Origin of the sequence: Bradyrhizobium genosp. SA-4 str. CB756, from assembly GCF_000473125.1 — a bacterium.
GTDB classification, from domain to species: Bacteria; Pseudomonadota; Alphaproteobacteria; order Rhizobiales; family Xanthobacteraceae; genus Bradyrhizobium; species Bradyrhizobium arachidis.
Genome location: NZ_KI421499.1, coordinates 6,176,034 through 6,199,741 on the forward strand (window position 1 = coordinate 6,176,034; position 23,708 = coordinate 6,199,741).

At 56.5% G+C, this 23,708-nt stretch carries 16 protein-coding genes and 5 pseudogenes; 9 read left to right on the forward strand and 12 right to left on the reverse strand.

Annotated elements, in window-relative coordinates:
• Nucleotides 1-341 precede the first annotated feature (341 nt).
• Both BRAGE_RS53325 and BRAGE_RS0129740 read right to left on the reverse strand, forming a co-directional pair.
• The gene (locus BRAGE_RS53325) at nt 342-1,169 is read right to left on the reverse strand and encodes a Crp/Fnr family transcriptional regulator (protein WP_084335019.1); all 828 of its coding nucleotides are present in this window, start codon (nt 1,167-1,169) and stop codon (nt 342-344) included.
• 1,192 nt (nt 1,170-2,361) lie between these two features.
• Nucleotides 2,362-3,555 (reverse strand): M24 family metallopeptidase, encoded by a 1,194-nt coding sequence (locus BRAGE_RS0129740; protein WP_027564520.1) that lies wholly within the window; start codon nt 3,553-3,555, stop codon nt 2,362-2,364.
• A 652-nt stretch (nt 3,556-4,207) separates the two neighbouring features.
• Between BRAGE_RS0129740 and BRAGE_RS0129750 the strand changes: the two genes are divergently transcribed.
• Together BRAGE_RS0129750 and BRAGE_RS0129755 are read left to right on the forward strand one after the other, a co-directional pair.
• Nucleotides 4,208-4,645, forward strand: coding sequence for a hypothetical protein (locus BRAGE_RS0129750; RefSeq protein ID WP_028146415.1), 438 nt, complete (start codon nt 4,208-4,210; stop codon nt 4,643-4,645).
• 426 nt (nt 4,646-5,071) lie between these two features.
• Nucleotides 5,072-5,923 carry a transporter substrate-binding domain-containing protein gene (locus BRAGE_RS0129755; RefSeq protein WP_027564523.1) on the forward strand — a complete coding sequence of 284 codons (852 nt, stop codon included), beginning with the start codon at nt 5,072-5,074 and terminating at the stop codon, nt 5,921-5,923.
• A gap of 664 nt (nt 5,924-6,587) precedes the next feature.
• Here the strand turns inward: BRAGE_RS0129755 and BRAGE_RS0129760 are convergent.
• The 8 genes and pseudogenes from BRAGE_RS0129760 to BRAGE_RS49865 form a co-directional block, all read right to left on the reverse strand.
• Entirely contained in the window at nt 6,588-7,310 is a 723-nt protein-coding gene (locus BRAGE_RS0129760; RefSeq protein WP_084335021.1) for a hypothetical protein, read from the reverse strand.
• Nucleotides 7,311-7,731: 421 nt separating this feature from the next.
• Nucleotides 7,732-8,913 carry a M24 family metallopeptidase gene (locus tag BRAGE_RS53330; RefSeq protein ID WP_084334991.1) on the reverse strand — a complete coding sequence of 394 codons (1,182 nt, stop codon included), beginning with the start codon at nt 8,911-8,913 and terminating at the stop codon, nt 7,732-7,734.
• A gap of 126 nt (nt 8,914-9,039) precedes the next feature.
• Entirely contained in the window at nt 9,040-9,303 is a 264-nt protein-coding gene (locus tag BRAGE_RS57070; protein ID WP_231164248.1) for a hypothetical protein, read from the reverse strand.
• 124 nt (nt 9,304-9,427) lie between these two features.
• Nucleotides 9,428-10,090 (reverse strand): annotated as a pseudogene (locus BRAGE_RS57985) (extracellular solute-binding protein); the annotation flags it as partial.
• A gap of 1,115 nt (nt 10,091-11,205) precedes the next feature.
• Nucleotides 11,206-12,743 (reverse strand): annotated as a pseudogene (locus BRAGE_RS57990) (gamma-glutamyltransferase family protein).
• A gap of 506 nt (nt 12,744-13,249) precedes the next feature.
• A complete protein-coding gene (locus BRAGE_RS0129785) occupies nt 13,250-14,350 on the reverse strand; it encodes an ABC transporter ATP-binding protein (protein WP_051378141.1) in 1,101 nt (366 codons plus the stop codon).
• A gap of 12 nt (nt 14,351-14,362) precedes the next feature.
• Entirely contained in the window at nt 14,363-15,163 is an 801-nt protein-coding gene (locus tag BRAGE_RS0129790) for an ABC transporter permease (RefSeq protein WP_084334997.1), read from the reverse strand.
• 123 nt (nt 15,164-15,286) lie between these two features.
• On the reverse strand, nt 15,287-16,057 hold the full coding sequence (locus BRAGE_RS49865) for an ABC transporter permease (RefSeq protein WP_084334999.1): 771 nt from the start codon (nt 16,055-16,057) through the stop codon (nt 15,287-15,289).
• A gap of 1,092 nt (nt 16,058-17,149) precedes the next feature.
• Here BRAGE_RS49865 and BRAGE_RS49870 point away from each other — a divergent pair.
• From BRAGE_RS49870 to BRAGE_RS58010, 5 genes and pseudogenes are all read left to right on the forward strand, one after another.
• Nucleotides 17,150-18,586, forward strand: a complete 1,437-nt coding sequence (locus BRAGE_RS49870) for a M20/M25/M40 family metallo-hydrolase (RefSeq protein ID WP_051378144.1) — start codon at nt 17,150-17,152, stop codon at nt 18,584-18,586.
• A 456-nt stretch (nt 18,587-19,042) separates the two neighbouring features.
• Nucleotides 19,043-19,306, forward strand: coding sequence for an MFS transporter (locus BRAGE_RS57995; protein WP_027564533.1), 264 nt, complete (start codon nt 19,043-19,045; stop codon nt 19,304-19,306).
• A gap of 28 nt (nt 19,307-19,334) precedes the next feature.
• Nucleotides 19,335-19,403 (forward strand): annotated as a pseudogene (locus tag BRAGE_RS58000) (hypothetical protein); the annotation flags it as partial.
• A complete protein-coding gene (locus BRAGE_RS58005; RefSeq protein WP_430644512.1) occupies nt 19,379-19,681 on the forward strand; it encodes a hypothetical protein in 303 nt (100 codons plus the stop codon). The pseudogene BRAGE_RS58000 and the gene BRAGE_RS58005, both read left to right, overlap by 25 nt.
• Nucleotides 19,682-19,709: 28 nt before the next feature.
• The gene (locus tag BRAGE_RS58010; protein WP_430644513.1) at nt 19,710-20,180 is read left to right on the forward strand and encodes an MFS transporter; all 471 of its coding nucleotides are present in this window, start codon (nt 19,710-19,712) and stop codon (nt 20,178-20,180) included.
• Between the two features lie 204 nt (nt 20,181-20,384).
• Here BRAGE_RS58010 and BRAGE_RS55035 read toward each other — a convergent pair.
• Nucleotides 20,385-20,689, reverse strand: a pseudogene (locus BRAGE_RS55035) (integrase core domain-containing protein); the annotation flags it as partial.
• A 12-nt stretch (nt 20,690-20,701) separates the two neighbouring features.
• Between BRAGE_RS55035 and BRAGE_RS58015 the strand changes: the two are divergent.
• Nucleotides 20,702-20,921 (forward strand): annotated as a pseudogene (locus BRAGE_RS58015) (IS3 family transposase); the annotation flags it as partial.
• A gap of 861 nt (nt 20,922-21,782) precedes the next feature.
• Here BRAGE_RS58015 and BRAGE_RS53350 read toward each other — a convergent pair.
• Nucleotides 21,783-22,226 (reverse strand): SET domain-containing protein-lysine N-methyltransferase, encoded by a 444-nt coding sequence (locus BRAGE_RS53350; protein ID WP_028146419.1) that lies wholly within the window; start codon nt 22,224-22,226, stop codon nt 21,783-21,785.
• A gap of 1,085 nt (nt 22,227-23,311) precedes the next feature.
• On the opposite strand from BRAGE_RS53350, the gene tnpB reads away from it, so the two are divergent.
• Entirely contained in the window at nt 23,312-23,686 is a 375-nt protein-coding gene (gene tnpB / locus BRAGE_RS49885; protein WP_051378147.1) for an IS66 family insertion sequence element accessory protein TnpB, read from the forward strand.
• Nucleotides 23,687-23,708: the final 22 nt, after the last annotated feature.

Genomic DNA, 23,708 nt, shown 5'->3' on the forward strand with positions numbered 1-23,708 from the left:
AACCGAAGACCCGCACGTTCGGGTCGCCTCGTCAGGCCGTTACAGATTAGCCGCGGCTCACAATGATTGTCGCTCACAACGCAACGCGGTCAGTGAAAGCGACAAAGCTCGTCATGGATCCGCCTCTTCTCGCGCCGTATGCCGACTTGCCAAGATTCTGGTGTGATCTCGAGCTTTGCTCGCAAGCCGATCGCCACACCCGCCACCGAACTGTTGGGTGGCTTTGCCCCAGAGATGACAGGGACTTTGTCTGGAAATAATTCCAATTCCGCGGCGCGGGGCAGTGCTAGATGCCGGCACGCCCCTCGCCAACTCGTCTCTGATACGGAAGCGCGATCTTGCTAACCCGGCAGCTCGATTGCTGAAGTGGCTGCCTCAATTGAGGCATAAGCACCTGAAATAAGCTTATAACAGCTGCATGCTTTTTGTTCGAGGTAACGACGTTCATCGATATGCAGCACGCCGCGCGTCTTACGAATCACTCTTTGTTCTTCGAAACGGATTAGCGTCTCCGTAACTCCGGCGCGGCGCAATCCTAGGACGGAAGACAGGTAATCATGGGTAACTGGAAGCACACCGGCATCGAGAGCGTCACTCGCCAAACAGAGCCAGCAAGCTAACCGCTTCTCCCGATCATGCCGAACGCCACATAATCCAGTCTGAGCGCAATGTAAGTTCAGCGCTTGAACGTACTGAAGAAGATGTTCTCGAACGTCGGGGTGCTTGTGCATCACGCGCTGCAAGTCCTCGATGCGAATCCTGTGCGCGCTTCCCGGAAAGAGCACAACTGATTGACGCGTCGAAAGGTGCCCTCCTACTAAGAACGAAGCACCGACAGCTCCCCGACGTCCTATCACCGCTGTCTCGAGGATGCTTCCAGCCGCGACAATCCTCAGCGAAACGAGTCCTGATTCGATAAAATAGACGTGGTCGAGCCCCCTTTTTGGCTCTTGAAGAACCATGCGTTCTCTAAGAACGATTGGCTCAAGGAATTCGCCAATTGCTCCGAGGTCTTGAAGAGAAATCCGCGTCAGAATCTCGTTTTTTACAAATGGCCGCGTATTAAAACGGGCCGCACCAGACCGATAAAGCATCGGCTGTGTGCCGGCCGCCCGGTTGAGAGCTGCATCTCGGGAGCCATCAAGCGCTTCGAGTCCGTCGTCGGCCATAATGCGGTGCGTCCTCCTGTTAGGCGGCACTATCGGGGTATGCCCGCTGCCCCTCACAAAGCATTGATTGTGAATCATAATGGTGATCCAGGCGCAATAAATGCATTAACTGCGATTTGGCGACTGAATCCCGCGCTCGACCCGAAGTCCTTGGTGAATTTCGATGGATCTCGATAGATGTGCATACCAGCCACACGCCAATAGCATTACCAATCCTAAAGATGAGGATCCCTTCCGCCTCAAGTTTGTGGGCGCGAAGGGATCATTCGCGCGGGGAAAAGCCACGGGTGTTGCGCTTGGATTCGCTACTCGCGCAACCGCATGCGACGGATTTGGGCATGACCTCCCTGGTTCCTTCCTGCATCAGCGGCGCGCCTTGTGACCAAGCCCGCCGTCTTCTCGGCGCGAAGGTCGCGAAGTGGGAACGAGCTCTCTCAGCAGCCCAACCCGGGCGCTCCGCCAGCAGAACTGGTCAATGGGCAATTCGCAGTCAACCGCGCTTGAAGGCGCGGAACCGTGGATTATTGATGCCGGACGCAAGCGCCTTATTGTCCGTACTTAGGCATCGGCGTGTTGATTGAGGGCTCGGCGATCTGCACGACGCGCTAGTACCTAAGCGCAGGTCAGCGTTGCACGCTTACAGGCGCCGAGGATAATCCACGCAACACCATCCTCGGCGGCAAGGCTCTTTGTTTATCGTCACAAGGCCGTGCTCTGTACCGTTTACAAGATCCAGGTTACCCCCGACGGGGCGCTTAGCATCGTCAGATCAGGTACTCAATGCGCTGAATGACGACAACTTGGGACAGACGGTGCTTGAAAATCACACATTCAGCCGGTGTCGCAAAAATGATGTCAGTCACCACGTGTAGGCCGTCTCTTCCCCTCAAACAGCGAGCGGCGTGTTGTGTTCGGCACCGAGCGTTCGTCGCACCTGGCTACTGCGTTATCGCAGCCGTTGACAGAGCGATGCCACAGCTCGCGCACTCCCGCCGGGGTGCCACAGCTCATCCGTGCTCCGCAATCGACCTCCGCACTTCCTTATGAGTGCGCGAGGGGATTGTCATAAGCTAGCATAAAATCGGTGGTAGCTATATCAGCAGGAGCTGCATGAGGTGGCTGTCGCAGCGGACAGGAGAGGATGGCAGGGCTATCGATCCCCTGCCATCACATTGTCTCGCGGAAGCTCGCTTCACTGCTTGACAAAGAGCTTCCGTTCCAAATTCGTCAGGGTCTCGGCGCCATTCTTGGTAACCAGAACCGTTTCACTAATACAGTAGTTCGGGTCGCCCTTGATCGTACCGTCACCGGTCCACATGCCACAGAGGAGGTGGAAACACATGCCCTCCCGGAGCTCATCCTTCCTTCCGCGCTCCAAGCTTGCAGTGTATTCGCGCCAAGTGGGATGATAGTTTAGACCAAGAGTATATCCAATTCGCGTGTGCTTTTTAAAGCCACTGGGCTCCAGCACCGCTTGCCATGCGGCCCAAACATCGTGACATGTCACGCCTGGCTTCATGACCGCCAGCGCAGCTGCATGCCCCTCGTGCACGGTACTTGCCAATCGAGTCAGACGGTCACTCGGCTTACCGAGGGTGACAGTACGCGCAATTCCGGCATTGTAGCGAAAGTAGCACCCCCCAAATTCCATGACTGTGATGCTGCCGTCATCAATAACGTCGGTTGTCCATGGTGCATGGACCATACCCGCATGCTTTCCGGTCTGAATGAACGGAGTGCCAGTGGGGTAGCTGGCGCCAAACTCTTGGTCGCCCTCGATTTGCGCTTGCACAATTCGCGCGGCATAGTCGTTTTCACGGATTCCTGGCTTAAGAGAATCAACCGCGATGCCCATGACCTTGTCGGCGATCTTTGCAGCCCGGCGCATGAATTCGATCTCACGCGGTGACTTGATTGTCCTGAGCCAATTGACCAGAACGCCAACATCAACCAATTCAGGCCCGGGGAGATTTTTTTGAAGAGTGAAAAATCCGCGCACGCTAAAATAGAAGGCGTCACCTTCGTAACCAATCCGGCCAGTGCTCCATCCTCTCTTTTTGATCTCGCCTGCGACCGCCTCCATCGGGTGATTCGGATAGTTGTCGGCATAGACCTCAGCGTAGCCGACAATATTGTCCGCGGAAAGCCAAGTTGTCTCCTGCGCGCAAATGACATCGACAGCACGTCCAACCCAAACTGGATCGAGATCAGCGCTCGGCACAAGTAGAGCCTGGGTATTTTGATAGGTCATAGCATCATACCCGGAGATATAATTGATATTCGCCGGATTAGCCACGACTAGTAGAGACAATCCTTGTTCATTCATCTTCTGGCGCAACCGCGTCAGACGTTCTTGATATTCGACCTTTGGAAATACAGGCGCCATCCTTGCAAGCTCCTCTGTGATTGTGCGCATCGAGTTAGTTCTCGAAGGTATGGCAAACATGGTAGACTAGACCGACGCTCCTTTTTCTGCGGATTTAGCCAGGAAGCGCAGAAATTGCGCGCAGCTTCCAAGAACATGCGAGCGACGATAGGAAGCCAGTCGATTTCCAGAGTGGACGATGCGCCAGCGCCAATATTTCCGAGCGCATCCGCGCCCGCCATATCTGCTCGCCGAAAGCATTTTTGTTTGATCTAAACGACGCCGTTAGGCGTGAGCTTTTGATGGAGGACTTCAGCTTGGTTTGGCTAAACCAGTTTTCCGATAACGCGGCGTCGCGCCCGATGACGGCGAAGGCCAGTCTAGCTAGTGAGATTTGCGCGGCCCATTTTATTGCGGGTGTCGAGCATATCGAGACGAAAAGGAAACGCTCGTCGGCCGTTGCCCGATTATCTGAGGACCCAAGTGACAGCGCTCACAAAATCAGCAACGGCGAGGTGCGAACTGCTCGTCAGCATGCCGATAGGCCTGAAGGCGCACACGGTGCGGGCGTCCGGATAACCGGTGGTGATGGGACGTAGTTGGCGCACCGTCTTGCTCCAACGTTAAAGCTGCCCAATCCGAGGAGTGGCTCGGCAAGCTGGCCGCGAACTTGATGCTGCTGCACGTCTCGACAAGTGGCCGCACGGTCTGTCTGCCCGACGACGATGTGCCAACAGAACTTAGCGATGGCTGGTCCAAATCGGCCGTATCGCGTCGGTTCGAGCTGTCGGCTGTGCGGATGGCCGAATGGATGTCGTCTGATCAGTCGCAACTCGATCTGCTCGCCATCCAAAGGCGCGACGGAGAACACCGCGACGGTGCAAGCGCTCCTGAACAACGTACAGCGGCCGACGGCTCGATCCAGGAGGCCTGTCGTTTTTTCATGGTCGACCTAGCCAACGCGCTGACGAAGGCGACCCGCCCGACCGTTGGCCGGCACACGCCAATCCAACGTGTCAAATACACAACGCCCGCAACATCAGGGCTCGTCGGAGTCGCTACGGTGACGCGCTTGCGCTTGCCGAAGGAGCTCTGGCGTTCGCGTGCATAGACATCATCGAGAACATGAACGGCACGATCAGGCGTGCCTGTGGCAACGCCAAGCGATGGCGCGTGCGAGCATGGCCCTGCGCCGCCGCCAGCATAATCGACGCGCCCAAGGGCTTCCGGCGACCAAAAGCACCCAAACAATTACCGGCCTTGAGGGCCGTCCTAAACGTCAACGACGCTCGCTCCCCTGAGCGCCGGCATCAAGCAGCGCAGGTTCATCGTTACGCCCGGTGCGCAAATTTCAAATCGGGACATACTCGCCCTCGCTGTCCAGATAACGGTTATCAACACCGCTGGTCGAGCAAAAACATGCGATTCGGCGCCGCCGATGCAGTTTTTCGGCCTAAAGCGGGAAATGACTCGCAAAAAAATCCCTCTATCACGCTATCGTGCCTGAGATTTGATAAATTTTGAAGGAGGAGACCTCATGCGTGCGACACTCAAACTCTCGTTGTTGGTCGGGCTGCTCACATTGACCGGCTATTCGTTTCCAGCGTTTTCGGAAACCGAGGATCCTCTTGCCTCGATCCGCAAAGCCGGCGAAGTCAAGGTGGCGGTCGCCTCGATGCCCCCTTACATGACCATGTCGTCGAGCGGAGAGCCGACGGGCATTTTGATCGACCTGCAGAACATGGTGCTCAAACGCTTGGGCCTTCCAGGGGTTACCCCGGTTATTACGCAATGGGATTCCATGATCCCTGGACTGCAGGCCCAACAGTTCAACTACGTTTCCGTCTTGGCCATCACGGAGCAACGCTGCAAAGCGGTGATATTCGCGGCGCCTTACTTCGCAGCTCAACTCGGACTGTATGTCCCGCCGGGTAACCCGAAGCATCTGACGGGCGCCACGGACGTTGCAAGCCGCCCTGATATTAAGGTGGCGATCATTACATCCGCGGCTTGGCAACCCTACGCCCTTAAGCAGGGAATCAAGTCAGAGCAGTTCGTGCGCGTGCCTGACGTTCAGGCTGGCGTCGCGACAGTCGTCGGCGGTCGCGCTGACGCGTATCTGGAGGCTCAATTCGTCATCCCCAATCCGGAGCAGAAAGGGGTCGAGTTCGTCCTCGACGAACAGTCGCCAGCGCACGGCTCGGGCGCAGTATTCCGCAAGGAAGACGTTCGTTTGCGCGATGCATTCAACGAACAGCTGCGCTTGTTGATCCAAAATGGTGCGATACAGGAGCTCTACAACAAGTACGGGCTTGCTGGCGGCGAGGTGGAAGCTAAGCTTCTTGCCAAGATGACCAAAGCCAGTGACGCCGTGCCAAGCTGCGAATAGTGGGCGCTCACGGAAGGCCATTTGGAGGAAGGCGAACGGTTGGTTGGCAAGATCGACATACCCGCCCCTACGAGTGCTTGAACTGTTTTGGTCAGTCTAGGTATCGAGCGAACGAACCAGACAACCAGTGGTCGAGACTTGTTAAAGTCTTCGTAGGAGCGCGGCAGCGAGGCCGAGAGAGACGAGATACGTTTCGCCGGCCCCGCTCGTGCTTCGGAGATGCTTTCTGCTCGGGGTCGCAGCCACTTGCGTACTCGGAGAATGTCGACGCGTCAGGGCGTGTGAGACTTGGTCCCGCCGCTATATCGGACAATATCCGGCGACGAAGAACCGGTGCGTGATTTCCAGCGCTTCGATCTTGAATGCCCAATCACACACGACGCCGTAACAACCGCCTTCACTCTGTGCTCGACTCAATTGTGGCACCGCGCGTGTCGGAGGTGCTTAGTCCTTCATTTGGCACGGTCAGATAGACAGAGTTATGAACAGGTGTTGCTAGGTTAACTTTCAACTCGGCGACCTCCGCCCAATTTCTTGATTAGCTCAGTATTTGATCAGCCACGAGCCTGAGAACCGCGACCTAGTTCTCGACGAGAACACTGGATTGGAGGCAGAGGATACACGGAACATTGCTGTGGGCCGGCTGCATCTGGTCCAGTTTCGGTTACTCGAGCGCAGCTTTGGCGAAATGAATCAGGTCGAGGACCGGAGGAGAAGTGACAGTACGGATCGTCTCCCGGAAATCGGGCACGATCATGCATTCGATCACCAGAACGCCGACATCTTCAAAGATGCCATCTTCGGCGAACGCTTCAGCTAGCCGATCAGCAAACTGCTGCGCCATCCGCTCTTTGGTCCAACCACCTGGCTTGCGGTAGGCGGATCGGCAAGTCCACGACTTACTCCATTCCGGCAGGTCCCCAACATTCAGGAAGCGGAAGCGCTCCGAACCAGGATGATCTTCAAGTAGAGAAACGAGGGGCTCCACGTCCCAAGTGATAATGCCAACTGGCCTGTTGGTCATCCGCAGTGCCAGACTCAGGAATTCAAGCCCGCTGGTGAGCGTGGCAGTCGATGTTCGCCCATACAGATACTTTCGGGATGCCAACATGTAGCCGCAGCCGCCAATGATCAGCTGAACATGCGGATCTAAGCGGCCGACCGCCTCGAGGATGCCGCTAACGGCTTCGGGAGTCGGCACCTTGTTTGCGATGATGTCGGCACGCTTGGCGATTACGCTCTGCAATGGCAAATGCCAGAGTGATGGATCTCCGATCGAGAATGGCATCAGGTCGCTTCGCTCAATGACGTCCCCCGACGCCCCCTCCATCGCGTGAGCGGAGTCCAGTTGAATGATTCCTAGCACCGGTTGCTTATCGATTCCCATATCTGTCTCCTTTTTCCTGAACGTCTCGCATCTAGAAAACTTCAACATTGCAGACCAATCACCATCGCGATTGCGAATGCGACTTATCCGGACGGACTCGATCTGGTAACCGTCGCCCACGTTTGAAGGGATCTCGCCGAAGGTTTGCTCAAGTGCAGCGGCGCTTGTCGTCGGCGTCGATACGGGTGCCATGGATGTCGGTAGTACCTACAATTCGGGCCAGCGCGTCACTGGCAATGCGCGCGAGACCCGGTGGCCTGAGCATACGATATGGCTCACTAGGTGATGACGCACAGCCTCGACCTCGAACGCCAGCGGCGAAGTACGTCCCTCAATGACTCAGCTCTGCTCCAATGTCAGACCAGATTTGGTGTTTCAGGAGCACAACACAGTTGACGCTTTTTGAGACGACGGATCAGCATCACTTGACGATAAGCTCTCTTGGGAACTCGCAAAGGCATAGGGCCCCACTTTCCGTCACGCGAAGCGATTCACTGATCATCAAACCCCACTCGTTAGTCCAGATTCCGGGGATGCAGTGGAATGTCATATTTGGCTTGAGTATGGTCCGATCTGATGACCGTAGACTATAAGTAAGCTCCCCCCATGTCGGAGGGTATCCGATTCCTACTGGATAACCAATGCGAGAGTCTTTGAGCACCCCATAGCGATTGATGACCCGACGCCAAACACCGTCAACCTCACCGCACGTCACGCCTGGGCGGACGGATTCAACAACAGCCGTCAACCCTTCAATCAGTATTGTCGCCGTTTCCTTTAATTGCGTCGGTGGCGCACCCAGATGTATTGCCCTTGCTAAGGGCGCATGGTACCTATGTCGGCATGCACCGAGCTCGATACTAGTTAGTTCGCCTTGCTTGTGCGCGGCATCTACCCACGTCAGATGAGGCGTAGCAGACAGTCGACCGGTGGGTAGCAGCGGCGGCTTACACATGTACTCTCCAGAATGGGCGTCATCACCGCATATCTCTCTATAATAGATCTTCGCTGCAACCTGACTCTGTCTTACCCCCGGCGCAATCTCGTTTACAGCTTCATACATTGCTTGGGTTGAGATTTTGCCGGCTTGGATCATGTATTCAAGTTCCACGGGCGACTTAACTGCTCTGACCCAATTGACCAGTCGATTTGCATCCTTGAAGTTTGCATTTGGTAATTGACTGGTGAGCACTTCGTGGCATCGCGCGGAATAGTAGTAGTTGTCCATCTCGACCGAAATGCTCTTTGAACCCCAGTTTCTAGATCGAATGATAGATGCAATGAAATCCATCGGATGTGATGAGTCTGCCCCCACCAAATCGTCTCCATAGGAAAGCACGTTTTCCGGTTTCATATAGACAGTTAGAAGTGCGCCCAACTCATCCATTTTTCGTACAACCAAGATCGGCTGATCCTCAGTGAGAGAAACGATCAACATCTGATGGGTATAGTATGAGCAGGCATCGTACCCCGATAGATAAAAGATATTCGCGGGACAGCTGACGAGCAGGAGATCAGTGTCTGACGCTTGCATTCTATGTTTCGTGTTGTTGATCCGCTGCCTCATCTCAGCGGTCGAAAACGGCCTTTGCAGCTGGTTCATGGGCCCTCCATTGAGGCACAGTTGGCGAGAAAGGATAACTTTGGACTTGCACCCAGCTTTGGCTTTCACCGTCGCGCCCCGCAGAGCCTGAAGACCTCCGCGCGCACAGCGCACTACGAAGACCAACTAGCTTCGAATTGTCTTATTGACACGCTCGATCCGCTCGCTGCGGCCTGCCATCCATTTTTGCCAGTCGACCATCTTTTTCAGGGCGTTGCGCTCAGGTGAGTTGAACAGGAGCTCTTTGCGAAGATCTTCCGGCAACTTGACATCCGTGGTTACACCATACCGAAGTGCCTGGGGTATCCCGAGCATGCCTTGATCGGAGAGTAGTTGCTCGGCCACCGCATGTGCGGCCTCTGGATGCTTCATCCCTTTGACGATGTTCATGTAGATGATGACCGAGTAAATGCCTTGGGGTGGGACGACGGTCACAATGGGAATGCCCTTGGTGCGGAGTTCGTGGGCGCGGCCATCCCAGAAACTGCCCGCCCAAGCCTCTTCTTTGAAACATCTGCACGGCCGCGACATTCGTCTGCGTGAGCGCGACTATATTCGGCTTTGCGGCCGCTAGTATGTGGAACGCCGGCTCCATGTTCGCAATCGAGCCACCGTTCTCCTCAGCTAGCCCAAGAAGATATAGGCTGGAAGTGTCTTGTGTCGTTGCCGGAATAACCACGTGACCTTTCAGATCCGGCCGAGCAATATCCGAGTACGAGGTAAGCGGCGGCTTGACGTATTTTGAATTATAAACGGGGATCACGGACGCGACGTTGAAAGGTACACCGTAGTCACCGTATTCACGGAATCCGGGAAGTATGCGGTTGACGTTGGGAACGTCCGACGCCTTGATCTCATCAATGACGCCGGCCTTAAGGAGTTCGACCATGACGGCGCTATCGGCCATGTACATGTCGTACGGTGGATTGTCCTTATTCGCGATCAGTTTGATAAGGTCCGATCCAGAGGAACCTGAATTGAATTGAATTTTCAGCCCGTACTTCTCTTCGAGCGGCGCTCCTACGCTCTTCATAAAGCTTTCATCGTAGAAACCGCCATATCCGTTTATGCGCAGGATAATGTCAGCAAACTTTTTCGACTGGGCATGGACGTAAGGCGCGGCCAAAGCGGCGGCTCCAGCCGCTGTCGTCAATTGCAAGAATGTCCGCCTTCTCATTTCTGCAATCTCCTCTCTTTGCTTCCCTCTGTGTTTCTCATTCGACGAACAGGTCTCGCGGCGACTTGAAGAATGATTTCACGTTTTTTATGAAACGGGGCGTGGTCTGAAAGTCGTGCCGCTGTTGCCTCGGGGTATTCTGGCGCTGAAGGCTCGCCCGCAGCCACGTGCCCACCGCGAACGTTGTTCTCCCAGGCACAAAGGCTAATAGTCGCGAATGTTGGATTTATTCAATATAAGGCTTCGCGCGCAGAAATTCGGCGTAGTAGTCGTCAATCTGACTCTTTCCTGTGCAACAAGCACATCGCGAGCGTGACCGGAACGGCCCTGCGCCTACCTGCCCACTCAACAATGCGTCGACCCAATCGCCGCCGCGGTTCCAGCGACAGCGAGGCTGCCGCTTAAAGGAGTTAACGACTGAAACGTGTCGTTCGGCTGCCTTTCCGATCTAGCAGCGCGGCGTCACCGAGGCCTCATAGCCGCTCTGAATAATGGCGAGTGCGCTTCCACAGTTCACGCCGCGCGGCGCTCGGCTGAACCTCTTCATGTGTCCAATCGGCCGGACGTTTCTAAGGCGAGGCTCACTTTCTCAGACAACAGAAGGCTTGCCGATGGAGACGTGAACTAGACCGTTGTTAATGCGGGCAGCGGATCGTCTGTCCATGCGGATGCGACTCAAAAGCGCTCGTCCAGCTACATCAGCCACAAGCAATCCAGCTTCCCCAAATTCAGGCGTGCTCGGTATCTGCTGGTTAGCTGGCAGCTGCGACATCACACTCTCGTACACACCGGGTCTGATTGTATCGCCCGTCTGCATCAGCGCTCCGGCGGACTTGATCAGGAGACTTCGATCGGCTTTCTCACCATGCATTGACCAGCGAGTTGCGCTCGCGATGAATTCTATGGACCTTTCGTGATTCCGCGCCAGGATCACCATGTGTACCATGGAGCGAGCAGGCGTCCCGCAGATGCCCCTTTGACGGGCCAGGCACAAGGAAGGTGTCCCACAGTATACTTATCGAGAAGCTGCCCCACTGTTGGCCTGGCGACGCGGCGATCTTGTCAGCTACCTCGCCGATGAGTGTGAGCGGTGTGGGATCCCCTCAGCTGGTCAATCACTCCGCAATTGCGTATGAAGATCTCCGCGGATCCGCGCCGCCCATTGCCAGGCCGTCTTTCTTTCGGATCGCGTTTACTCCGCCCATTAAGCGGGACCAACTGTCTACTCGCTTCACTGTCCAGCCGGCCTTGATCAGGGCATCGTTCCAATTCGACGGGCATCTGCTCTCAAGCATGATTTCCCTGCCGTCGTCGTGGCGAAAGCGCGGCCACTCTACAGCGGACTGGATGTCGAGCCCCTGCTCGAAGTGGCGTCGTATGACCTGGAGCAAGGCCTGCGGCTGGCCATGATCTCCCGGCGTAGCGATGACTAGTTCTACGCCCCCTGCTCCGGTCACCAGAGCCGGGCAGAGCGTATGGAAGGTACGAAACCCGCCACGGAGACCGTGCACCGGATCCATGTCGAGGCGCTCGAGCATGGAGCGATTGTGAAGGACGAGGCCGTAATTTGGGCAGACTATTCCCGAGCCAAAAGACTCGAACAACGATTGGACCCACGACACAGCGCGTCCCGCGGCATCTACGACAACCAATGTCGAAGTATCGCCGCCGCCGGCAATGCTCATGGCGGGTCCTGCTTTGAGCGCCAATTTCCCGAGGCGGTCGGGAGAGAGCAGATCCGGCGGCACACGGATCCTTCGTTGATCGGTACAGTAAGCGTCGCGCATAGCAAATGCGACGGTTTTCCGGGCCAGATAGGCGATGGGATCGATGAGCGGATCTGATCCGTCGGAGAGCGGCGGCGCGGGCTGGACTTCGGACAGGGCGAGTATCCCTAGCAATGCAAGCCCTTGCGAGTTCGGGGGGCCACATGCACCAGCCGCCCTCGCCACGTCGTTGACAGCCCGCGTTGGAACAACGTCGCGTGCCTTTTTAAGTCCTCGCAGTCTATCAGCACGCCTTTGTTGCGCGCCTCGGCGAGCCACTTCCGAGAAAGATTACCAGAATAGAACGATCGCCAACCTTGGTTTGCCAGAACCCGCATCGTCTGCGCAGCGGCGTGCTGCTTCAAACGTTCCCGGAGCCGACGCCCTCCGGACGGACCGAAATTGGATGCTAACGCTGGGAACTCCTTCACGAGATCGGCGTATTCGGCTCCGTTGAAAAATTGAATTGCGGACGCGTCGAGCGCGACGCCCCGCTCGGCGAGCTCGATCGCTGGCTCCAGCACCTCTGCCAGTGAGCGAGTGCCGAACCGATCGAGTGCCTCACCCCAAGCTGCAACCACGCCCGGTACCGTGACCGGGATGGGTCCGCGCCGTGGCATTGCGGTCAGACCGTGCTTGCGCAGCGCGTCAAGCGACGCAGCGCGCGGCGTCGCGCCAGAACCATTGATCGCGGTGACATCGCCATCCGGTGTCGCATAGAGAGCGATAGCGTCGCCTCCAAGACCGTTCATGAAGGGAATGGCAATGGCGAGCGTCGCGGCAGCCGCTATCGCCGCATCCATCGCATTTCCGCCGCTGCGCAGCATAGCGGCTCCGGCTTCCGACGCCTTGGGATGACCTGCCACGACCATCCCGCGATCGCTCATGACGACAGGCCGATGCGACCTGAATACTTCGTCTCGGATTGTCAAGATTCCTTACTCCAAAAATCGGATGAGTTCCCCAACGCACCGCATGTGCGCTAGACTTAGCCGCTAATTCTGGGTCGATTGCGTTGCGACAATCATGCTGTCATCTTCTGCAGAAGTTCGACGCCGGTGCCGGCGTATGCCTAGCCGCGCGACAAGCTCGATCATAGTACAGGACCACGTAGCAACAGCAGTACTGATGACAACCTCCTATCCGCGGCAGACTCTAGCTTCTAGCCCAAGCCCCTGAAACGGCGGCGCCCAGTAAGGGTGGGTGATCGAACATACCGCCGTACGACAATCTCGTTTCGACCGGCGCATAGCTCGGCAAAACGGCCACGTCGGACGCGTACTTGGATGATATCCAGGTGTGGACATTCTCGGTATTAGACTTGACGGGCATCGATGGCGGACCGCTGTTCGCCAAAAACAACGTGCTTATTGGTTTGCTCGACCGGTTCAGTTCAAGGGTGCGATGGACACCTTGGAAGGACGCGGATCTCATTTATATTGATAGTGATGTTGAGGAGATCGCCGGGCACCGGATGACGCCCAAACGGAAAGCGCTCCTGCATCATCAACCGCTCACCGTTGACGTCAAGCACGAGCCGTGTTGCCCCTCCGTAATAGTGAGCTTGAACCACGCGCGCCAACAGCGATTGCCCAGCAGTGCCATCCGTCGAAAGCTTGATCTGTTCCGGCCGGATCACCGCGGTCCCAGGTCCAACGGTCCATGTGCCAACGAGACGCAGGCCGGCGGTTGACGTGAAGGCGCCATCAGCGCCGACCGTTCCTTGCAGCAGGGAGCACCAGCCAATAAAACTCGCGACGAAAGACGTCGCTGGCGCCTCATAGATCTCGCCAGGCGTACCAACCTGCTCAACCTGACCAGCGTTCATAACCACGATGCGATCCGACATGGTCAGCGCCTCTTCCTGGTCATGCGTTACAAACAAAGTCGTAACATCAACGCCTCGGACCACCTCTCGCAGTTCTTCCCGCATACGAACCCGCAATTGCGCATCCAGATTTGAAAACGGCTCATCAAGAAGAAGCACTGCCGGTCGCATCGCCAGTGCGCGCGCGAGCGCAATCCGCTGTTGCTGTCCGCCAGAAAGTTGGCTCGGCAGTCGTTGCGCGACATGCGGCAGCTCGACGAGATCGAGCATTTCGCTGACGCGCTTCTCTCGTTCGGCGCGAGACCGTTTCAGGTTTTCCAGGCCAAATGCGATGTTTTCAGCGACCGTCATATGCGGAAACAACGCGTAGCTCTGAAATACCATTCCGGTATCCCGCCGATATGGCGGCTGGTGAGTCATATCGATGCCATTAATGGCTATGGTGCCAGAGGTCGGCTCCACAAATCCGGCGACCATTCGTAGCGTCGTTGTCTTGCCGCAGCCCGATGGACCAAGCAGGCAAACCAATTCGCCTCGACGCACACGCAGCGAAAAGTTCGCGACAACAACCGAGTGACCAAAGTGCTTGGAAACCGAGCGCAACTCCACGACAGGACCACCGGCTTCCCACACAGTGCTTTCATGCTCATAAGACAAAGCCGCCATCTTTAATCCTCGTCACGCCAGACTGCCCGTGCCAATCAGGCCCTCGATCGCCAAAATGACGACCAGTGTCACCACGATCACAATGCTCGATATGGCCGCAACGAGCGGATCATAGCTGGTATCGACATACGAAAATATCTGTACGGGCAAGGTCACATTGCCGCCGTAGGTAAGAAACGTGGAGACGGTGACGTTTCCGAATGATGTCACAAAAGCGAAAATTGCTGCGGACAGCAAACCAGGCAGAATGAGTGGCAAGGTGATCTGCCTAATGACTTGCAGGGGCGTGGCCCGGAGATTCATCGCCGCCTCTTTGAGCACGCGATCATGCAGGGCAAGGCTCGCAAGAATCGTACGCACAACGTACGGGACGGCAAGAACCAAATGGCCCAGGAGCAACGGATAGATTGTCTGCGTAAGATTCAGCCACGCGAACAGCTGCAACAATCCGATGCCGAGTACGACCGACGGGACAATCAATGGCGAGAAAGCAAGGGCCTGCAATAATGCCTTTCCTGAAAATGAAAATCGATTGACCGCGAATGCGGTCGCGAAGCCGATGACCATCGCGATAACTGCGACGAGCACGGCGACGTATGTGCTGGTCCAGAGCGCAGTCATGAAAAGCTCGTTCTGCCAAGCTCTTTGATACCATCGCAGCGAAAAGCCAGTAGGAGGGAAATTCATCGTGTCACCGCTGGTGAACGACGATACAATCACCAAAATCGCTGGTAACGCGAGCATCGCGTACGCGATCACGCGAATGAACGCGCCCGAAACAGCCATTGCGTAATCAATGAGATCAAAGCGCATATCGTCGGCCTCCGATGATAAAGCGTGACGCGGCTAAGGCGTTGAGCGCCCCCGTAAAACCGAGTCCGCTCACAAACAAGACGAAAGCCATCGCTGCGCCGGACGGCCAGTTCAGCTCGGCCATCATGCGCTCATAGATAAGGCTTCCGAGCATGGCGACGCGATTTCCGCCGATGAGACGGGGTGTGATGAATGCTGAGATCGACAGCACAAAGACGAGGTTGAGGCCAAAAGAATACCAGGAATGGCGAGTGGAATGATGATCTTTCGGAAGGTAGCGAAACGATTGGCGCGCAGATTTGCAGCCGCCTGTTCAAGCACTGGGTCTATTTGAGTAATCACACTCATGACAGACAAGATCATGAATGGAAGGAACTGCTGCACTAGCACGATCAAGACTGCCGGACGACTGAAGAGAAGGTTTTTCGGCGAAGAGAATACGCCGAGACTCACGAAGAGGGAATTGACGAGTCCATTGCGACCGAGAATGACTAGCCAGCCGAACACAATCACCACAAGGCTGAGCGTCAGCGGCATGATTACGATAATCGTTCGCCAGCGGCGCGCGAAAGCGGGGAGACGAGCGAGAGAATATCCGGTAGGGAACCCCACTCCCATGCAGATTAAACTGACGATAAGCCCGTCGTTGAAGGTCTCCAACAGCACAGACGAGTAATAAGAATCCGAAAAGAAGCGAACGTACTGCGTCAGGCTAAAGCCGCTCCCATCGAGAAGGTGATTACCGGGCAGAAAACTGGAACGGAACAGTCCCAAAACCGGTATCACCAGAAAACCGATGAGAAGAAGGACCATTGGGGCCAGCAAAAGTGCGACGGCTATGGCCCGGCGATTAAGGAGGGGCTCCTCCACGAAGCGACCTTTCACATTTGGCATTGCACGCGCGGGGCGATACCCGTACTTGGGCGGATAGACTTAACGGCGAAACGGCGCCAAGTACTCACCTATCCGTTTACACGTAGTATGATGCCGACATATTTCCTCGTGAACGTAAGGCGCATTCAGAGCGCCAGCTGAAGCGACTGTCGCAGGTTTCAACACCGCTCGCCTATCCATTTCCGCCGCTTTCTTTGTCGTTCCGCGCAAGAGGACGAACCTCATCTGTCAATCGACCGGGCAGCGAGCTAGAATAATGTCTCTAGTCGAAACAGCGCGCAGCCCTTGAAAACGTCCTCCAATCGTGCCGGTACGGCACTGCGACGTGAATGCGTGAAGACTCGAATCTCGGGGCACTCGAATTTGTCGAGCACCTCGAGCTCGGATTACTCGTAACGGAATTTTCGAACTCGCTGCTGTGAACGGCTCGCCACGATTCCCCGCTCGCACCCGGGCCGATTGCAAACAATGGATCTTCTCAAGGCACGAGGCTTTGACCGATCGCAAATACTAATGGCAGCGGGGTCTCAAGCCAGTTAATATAAGGCCTGGCCCTGAAGATATCCGGCGCAAGGTCGCGAGGATGTGAGGTTTTCATGCGCATATGCCCGAATGGTTCACCGAACCAAACCTGGTCAGAATACCCGTTTCGCTAACGGGGGATACGCGACGGCTATGCTTTTCTCATTTAGCTATGTGCAATAAGTATACTGCTGAAACCGGTCTTTTTCCTTTTGGGGCGCGCCGCCACCAACGGTAATTAGGGGCATCTGCGAGTTGAGGCTTCATTCCCAGCGGGCCCAGCGACACCCACCCCTCACCCGCAAGCTCGCCACTTCAGATGCGTCATCTTACGCACGCGAGCAGGGCCGAGTCGATGCCACACAATTCTTCAGGCGCTCGTATTGTTTGCGCGCGCATCCACAAAGCTCGGATGTTTCGCCGGAAAACGTCGTTCCCTACTTGGAAACGCAGAGTTTCGGCGAACAACGGTTGCCAATGCATGCTTTCGGTGCATGATCGACCTATCATGCACGGTTAGTTCAGCGTAGCTTCCAAATGATATCTCCGAGAAAGTGGGGGTCGCCGCTCATGAGTGCGAATACTGGCCAGATCGCGGGTCCGGAATTGTCGAGGGTGTTCAAGCATATCGAGACGAACAAGGATCAGTTCGTCAGCCGTTTGCTCGACTACCTGAGACACCCTAGTATCAGCGCTGAGAACATCGGTATGAATGAGGTCTCTGAGCTCCTCGTTTGCATGCTGAGGAGCTTGGGATTGGCCGCACAAGTGATCCCGACGTCTGGATACCCGGTGGTGCTAGGCCGCTGGGAGGGCGCACCTGGAGCACCGACTGTGTTGCTCTACGGCCATTATGACGTTCAGCCTGCTGATCCGCTGGAAGGCTGGATCAGCCCGCCATTTGAACCGACGATCCGAGATGGACGCGTGTATGCACGCGGCGCTGGAGATAACAAAGGTCAACACTTCGCGCAGATCCTCGCCCTGGAGTCACATTTGGCGGTACATGGCAGATTGCCCTGCAACGTGCTGATTCTACTAGAAGGTGAAGAAGAGATCGGGAGTCCTCACATTGCGGATTTCATTGTAGCGAACCAAAACCAGCTCAGTGCAGACTTGGTCGTAACAGCCGATGGGCCCATGCAGGGGTCGGGCAGACCTATCATCTCATATGGGGTTCGCGGAATCGTTTCCTTCGAATTGCGAGCCCGCGGCGCCAATCGCGACGTTCATTCCGGCAGCTTTGGCGGCATTGTCCCAAACCCGATCTGGACGCTGGTTCACTTACTGGCCACAATGAAGAATGCAGATGGGGAAATTACAATTGAAGGATTTTACGATGAGGTAATGGCACCAACAGATCTCGAGCGCACCGCTGCAGCACAGTTGCCTTTAGAAGCTGACGACATTAAGCGGACTCTTGGCCTCGCAAAACTCGACAGTCCTGCAGATAGACCTCTGGCTGATCGTCTTATGTTCTATCCGACATTGACGATTAACGGAATCCACGGAGGCTATGGCGGCCCCGGACCGAAGACGGTTCTGCCGCACGAGGCCTTTGTTAAGTGCGATGCCCGTCTTGTGGACCGGCAAAGCCCTGATGACATACTTCGCAAGATAGAGGCTCACGTAAAGAAACATGCTCCAGACGTCGAGGTAGTCCGCACTGAGTCTACGCCACCATCAAAGACGCCAGTTGATGCACCGTTTTCAGAAGTTGTTCAGGCTGCAGTGCGTACTGCGCAGGGGGTAGAGCCTCTCATCGTTCCCGCACTCGGAGGAACCTTGCCAGATTACGTCTTCACGAAGATCCTCCGCCTACCTTCGTTTGTTGTGCCCTATGCCAACGCCGATGAGGCCAATCACGCGCCAAACGAAAACATCAAGATTGACTGCTTCATGAAGGGAATTCGTACTGGAGCGGCTCTCTTGGACGGTCTGGGCAGATTTGGCTCAAATGGCCCGAGGCACTCGCGGAGCGAATCGGGGAACCCTAGCCAAAAGTGATCGGGTCGCTACTCGTGGGACCCAGCACGTTCTCCTCTTGCAGAAAGGCTGGTCCGGCCGGATCCCCACTCTGGACCACCTGGGCGAGCGTGATATTGAAAGGCGCCTTCCGTTCACCGATGCTGCAGTGATCGAAATGATGCCTCGTTGCGTAGCAAAATCTCGGAGCTTATTCGTACTGACGCGCTGAATGAGCGACAAAGCTCGTTAAGCTCTGGCCCTCTGCTCGCATCGTGAAGCTCATGTCATGGACTTGGGCAGCTGACCATTCGGCGAAACTGCCGCCGCGCTCCGTAGACCTCGCATCGAAGATAGCTGCCTTCTTAAGTTCGACAATCGCAATTACGCTGCAAGACGCGTAAGCGGAGTTGGAAGGCATCTGCGCTTTGGTTGAGGTCAAGTTTGGTCAAGCAGATCTGATCCGGAAATCAGAAGGAACGGGCGAGGTCGAGAGGAATGATCGATCCCTCCAGGGCACAGACATTCAGCTCCGGACGAGATCATCGCTCCATTACGCTTTCGGATCTACCGACGCGTCTGGTCGCGAGCCTGATCGCCAATCTCGGCATCCTGATGCAGGGAGTCGGACCGGCATTGTCTATGACTCAGATGACGTCGTTCGCCGACCAGGTCGCGCTGGTGCAGACGGCGCTCCTGCTACCGATCATGCCGATTGCGATACCGGCTGGCGCTGTTGCCGACATGCACGCTCTCGGTTGAGCTTTTTGGCGCAGTCGTGCTGACTATAGTGGAATGGTCGGGCCTCACAACGCCGACCGTGTTGCCGGTGCTTTGCTTTGTGATTGGCAGCGGCATGGCATTGAGAGGGCCAGCCTGGCAATCCTCGGTCAGCGAGCAGGTGCCACCCGCCACGCTGCGGTCGCTATGAGCGACAGCCTGATTATGACAGCGGCCGCACTGCTTTTGGCCGGTGCGGTGTGGACGACGGGGCTGGCGCTGTTCAACATTGGCGTACAGCTCTTCGCCCCGCGTTGGTGGCTGGCCGTTCGCTTGCGGCCTATCTGGCTGCAATCTCGGGCGGGATTGCGATCGGCAGGTGGGGCTGGGGCGTCTCACCGACAGCGCAGGTGTTGAGGTTGCGCTGCTGGCTTTCTCAATGCTCATGCTACTGTCTCCGCTTCCAGGGTTCTGGCTTTCGAATGTCCCATCAGGGCAAGTCACCAGGATGCCGATTCGCTGGCCGATTGCGCTCACAGCGCGGAGTGGGACGCTGGTAGTCGAGATCGAATATCACGTTCCTCAGGAGAATGCGCGAGCCTTTCACAACGTTATGCAGGGCGTGCAGCTGTTACAGCAACGCAACGGAGCCTACGGCTGGTCGATTGCGCGAGACATCGCCAATCCCGAACTATGGACTGAGCGCTATCAGCGCCGGACATGGCTAGACTATTTGCGCCAGCGCAATCTCTCGGACTCAGTCAGAGCGTGCGCTAGAAAGACGCGCCGCGGCTTTCCATCTTGGTCCCGACTTGATACGCGTTCGCTGCGTGCTGGAGCGCCCATTCGGATCGGTGCGATGACAGGAAGGCGTGCCCGGCAGCACTGCGTCCGAATTCCTGCCCGACGATACTAGGCGCGGCGGCGGATAGCGTTAACTTGTCGTCGAATGCAGCCAAGTGATTTACGGTTCTGACTAAGGGCGAAACTCTCGGCTATATCTCCATACAAGCCCAGGTGGCCGGCACACTCGATCATAGGGCGTGAGAACAGATTTTCGCGCCGGAGAGCGCCGGTTTGGTTTGATCTCCGTGTTCCGTGGCCCCCTTGCCTTTGTCCCCCTGCATTCGCTCCGGCTGGTGGATTTGCTCGATTGGGAGGTATCGACGGGAGCTGGTGCGGAGCCATCTGCACAGCGCAGCGCTGGATCCCGTCGCTGGTTGCTGGTGAACGCGAGCTCTGATGGTGTCTTCCATCCGAGGCGCGAGTGAGGTCGCGCATCGTTGTAGTCGGACCGCCAACGTTCGAGTACGACCCGGACCCGGCGGAGCGAGGTGAACAGTGTCTCGTTCAGCAATTCTTCCGCAGCCGGCCATTGAAACTCTCGATGGAGGCGTTCTGCGTTGGCTTGCTCGGCGCGATGTGCTCGCGCGTCCAATCGTCCACCACGGGGGATGCGGAAGTGGAGGCCAGTGCGCCAGCGAGCAGTTCCAGCGCCTGGTGGCCGACCACGGCATCGCCTGCAGCATGAGCCGCTCCGGTAAAGCTGGGAGAATGCGGTGCGATGAAGAGCATCTTCTCCTCACTCGAGACCGAAAGGGCGGAAGTCAAGACCCACGATGCCAGAGGCGAGGCACGCGCCGACGCGTTGAACTAAATTGAGAAATTTTACAACACGATCCCGCAGGGACTCGACCATCGCCGATTTAGGAACGGTTGAGCTCGAACGTATAGGGTTAGCCTAACACGGGGTTCATCAGCTCATTTTTTAATAGCGCAAATATGCGCTCAGCGCTCGCGCCGCCGCGCTGTTCGCGAGGCACACGCCCAGCTAGCGACAAGCGATCAAGACGGTCCAAGCGATAAAGCGTATATTCCTAAAGCATACTTAGAAGTTCATGCCGATGTTCATCGCCCGGCCGGCAGAATGGCGAGTCAACATCGACAGCGGCAAGGCTGATCTCGCTTTGGCCTAGCCTGGACCGGGGGCCTCCGTTGCGCCATTTCCGTGGCGATGTTGCGCGCACGCTAAGGCCATCCAGCGCTCCTGGACGGGGCATGTGGAGAATCGGGCATATGTCGCGTGCCGCCTCGATCCGCCGCTCTTTCGTCCACGTCACCGCCCTGGCCACAGGTACCCCCGCACATCGCGCCTTTTCTGTCCCGTAAATACCGCCTGCGACTGGGGTCTTGGCCTTCCCGCGACTATCTGCAGAACATATTCTATATGTCTAGATGATTGGCAATAGGTGGCCTCTTAAGCTCTGATCTGCATCGCAGGTCTTCCCTGGGAGTCTTCCAGGCAGAGCTATGACTGGTTTATATAGCGCGTACCCTTGCCTCCAAAACCTCTCAAGGCACTTTTGGTTCTTGAAGTTGAAAGGCACTGGAAAACGGGTAGCGGATTGATCTACCACCCCTCGTGCAGGTCGAGGCCCGCCTCTCTCTCTTGTTCAAGTTGCGCTGACATAGCATTGCAGCCAATTCATGGTAGATCGCTTTAATAAGATTTTCCATTTTAGTCGATGAAATTGACACCAGGAGGATAAGCGGACACATTGATATAGCGATGCGTTATTTCCTCATCAACGGCAATGTCCTGTATCGCCACAATGCTCACCCACGTGCCGGACTCTTTGTCAGCCCACACTCTTTGTGCATTCGGGTTCGCGGAGTGGTTCATTAGCGAACTCAAACCGAACACAACGTACCCCTTCAGAGGCTCCGTCTTGTTCCTTTCTTGCCGCACGAAATAGTACTCCAAGATTCCCGTACGATCTAGAAGCTTGGCCGCAGCATGATCAAATCCCCAAGTAGGAGCCCGATCGATTACATCTCCCGTTTTGAACGCAATATTTGCAAATACGCCGCGGCCCTTTCGTGGCACAGTTTTGACGTACAGCGCGTTACTGCGATCAAAGACCTTTTCTCCGATTGAGTGTGCCTTACTAGTTTTGAACATTGATCGTTCCCTTCGTTCATTATTCCGACGACGGACCGTGGTATCGGCCGAGACTTGGGCCTCCAATCGACATTTTTCATCGACCGGTGCTCTGTGTAGCTTATTATTCAGCGTCGGAGACCCCCAAAGAAGGATAGCTCCCAATATGCGTGGGTGACTTAGTTGCGTCGAGAGATTAGGATAAGTCACCGGCAGGATGTAGCTCCGGGCAACACGGCTGAGGTGAGCGGAGAGCTCTTCTCGGAAGTGGGGTGATGTATGGACCACTCCTCCGAACGAGTGGACACGCCCTAGACAGGCAGGGAACGTCAGCGTCGGCCGTTACCGAGGAGCATAAGCAGACGCTGGCTAGCCTCATCCTGTCGAACGGCGCCTCGGACCGCTTTTCCAACTTTATTGCTCGATATGGCGATCAGGACTTCGAGCTTGCGGTCGCAGCCAGCTATTGAATCAACATGAAGACATGTTCATGCTACTGCCGACGAGTGCCGCGCCGGATAAACGGCATCGCCCGTCACCAGATGGCAAAGACCCGATCGTATGGAACGCACCGAAGGAGGGCACTGAGCTGTGCGACGCCGCATTGCGCGAAACCCGCTCCCGCCCCGGCGCCTCCAACCATGGGGAACAGAATTCGGCAGTTCCTCGAGGGCCCATGTTGGGGCCTGCCTTCCCCAAGGTATCCCTCCGCCAAAGGCTGGTTTTTCTGACGAACGCGAGGCTGCAGGTCCTAGGGTAATCCTAGGAGCACTGTTATGATTTCGCGGGCGGAGGTGATCACATCGGTCGAACGGCGGCGTCGGTAGTCGCAGGGTGAGAAGGAAGGGCTGCTTGCAGCATCGCTCGAGCCCAGCGGCAGTGTTCCGAGGTGCTCGCATGGCCCGGCTTCATGTGAGCCAGCTGTTCAGGTGGCCTAAGGAGCTTTGCAAGCAAGCTGAAGCTACTAAAAGCGCCGTTCGCGCCGGTCGAGACTGGGTCCTCTGTGCCGCGGACGGGAGGTGGCCGAACGCCGTTGACGACGACACCGCGGCGTCGACACAAGAGCCTCAGTATCATCGAGATTGTCGGCATCTGGCACCGAACTGATGGCGACGTCGACCGAGGCGTCCTACGTCGTGTTCACGACGGCTTGGTCCGCCGATGGTCCCCGTTCAACCAGGCGCGCGAGTGCGGCTCGCGAAAGGGTACAGGGACATGCGCCGAGGTTTTCCGCGTTGGTACTCCAGGTGCAGGCGGTGCTGCGCAACGACCCGCTCAGCGGTCATCTGTTCGTCTTCCGCGGCCCGCCGACGCGTGAAGTGATCTGGCACGATGGCCCGGAAGCATGCCTGTTCACCAAGAGCCTCGAGAGAGGAAAGTTCATCTGGCTATCGGTTGCAGACGCTGTGACTATAGCGCGACAATCTGGATGGGAAGTGCGCGACAATCAGGATGGCGAGTTCAGTGTCGCGGCGTGGTGATGATTGCCGCGAACGCTGTCGC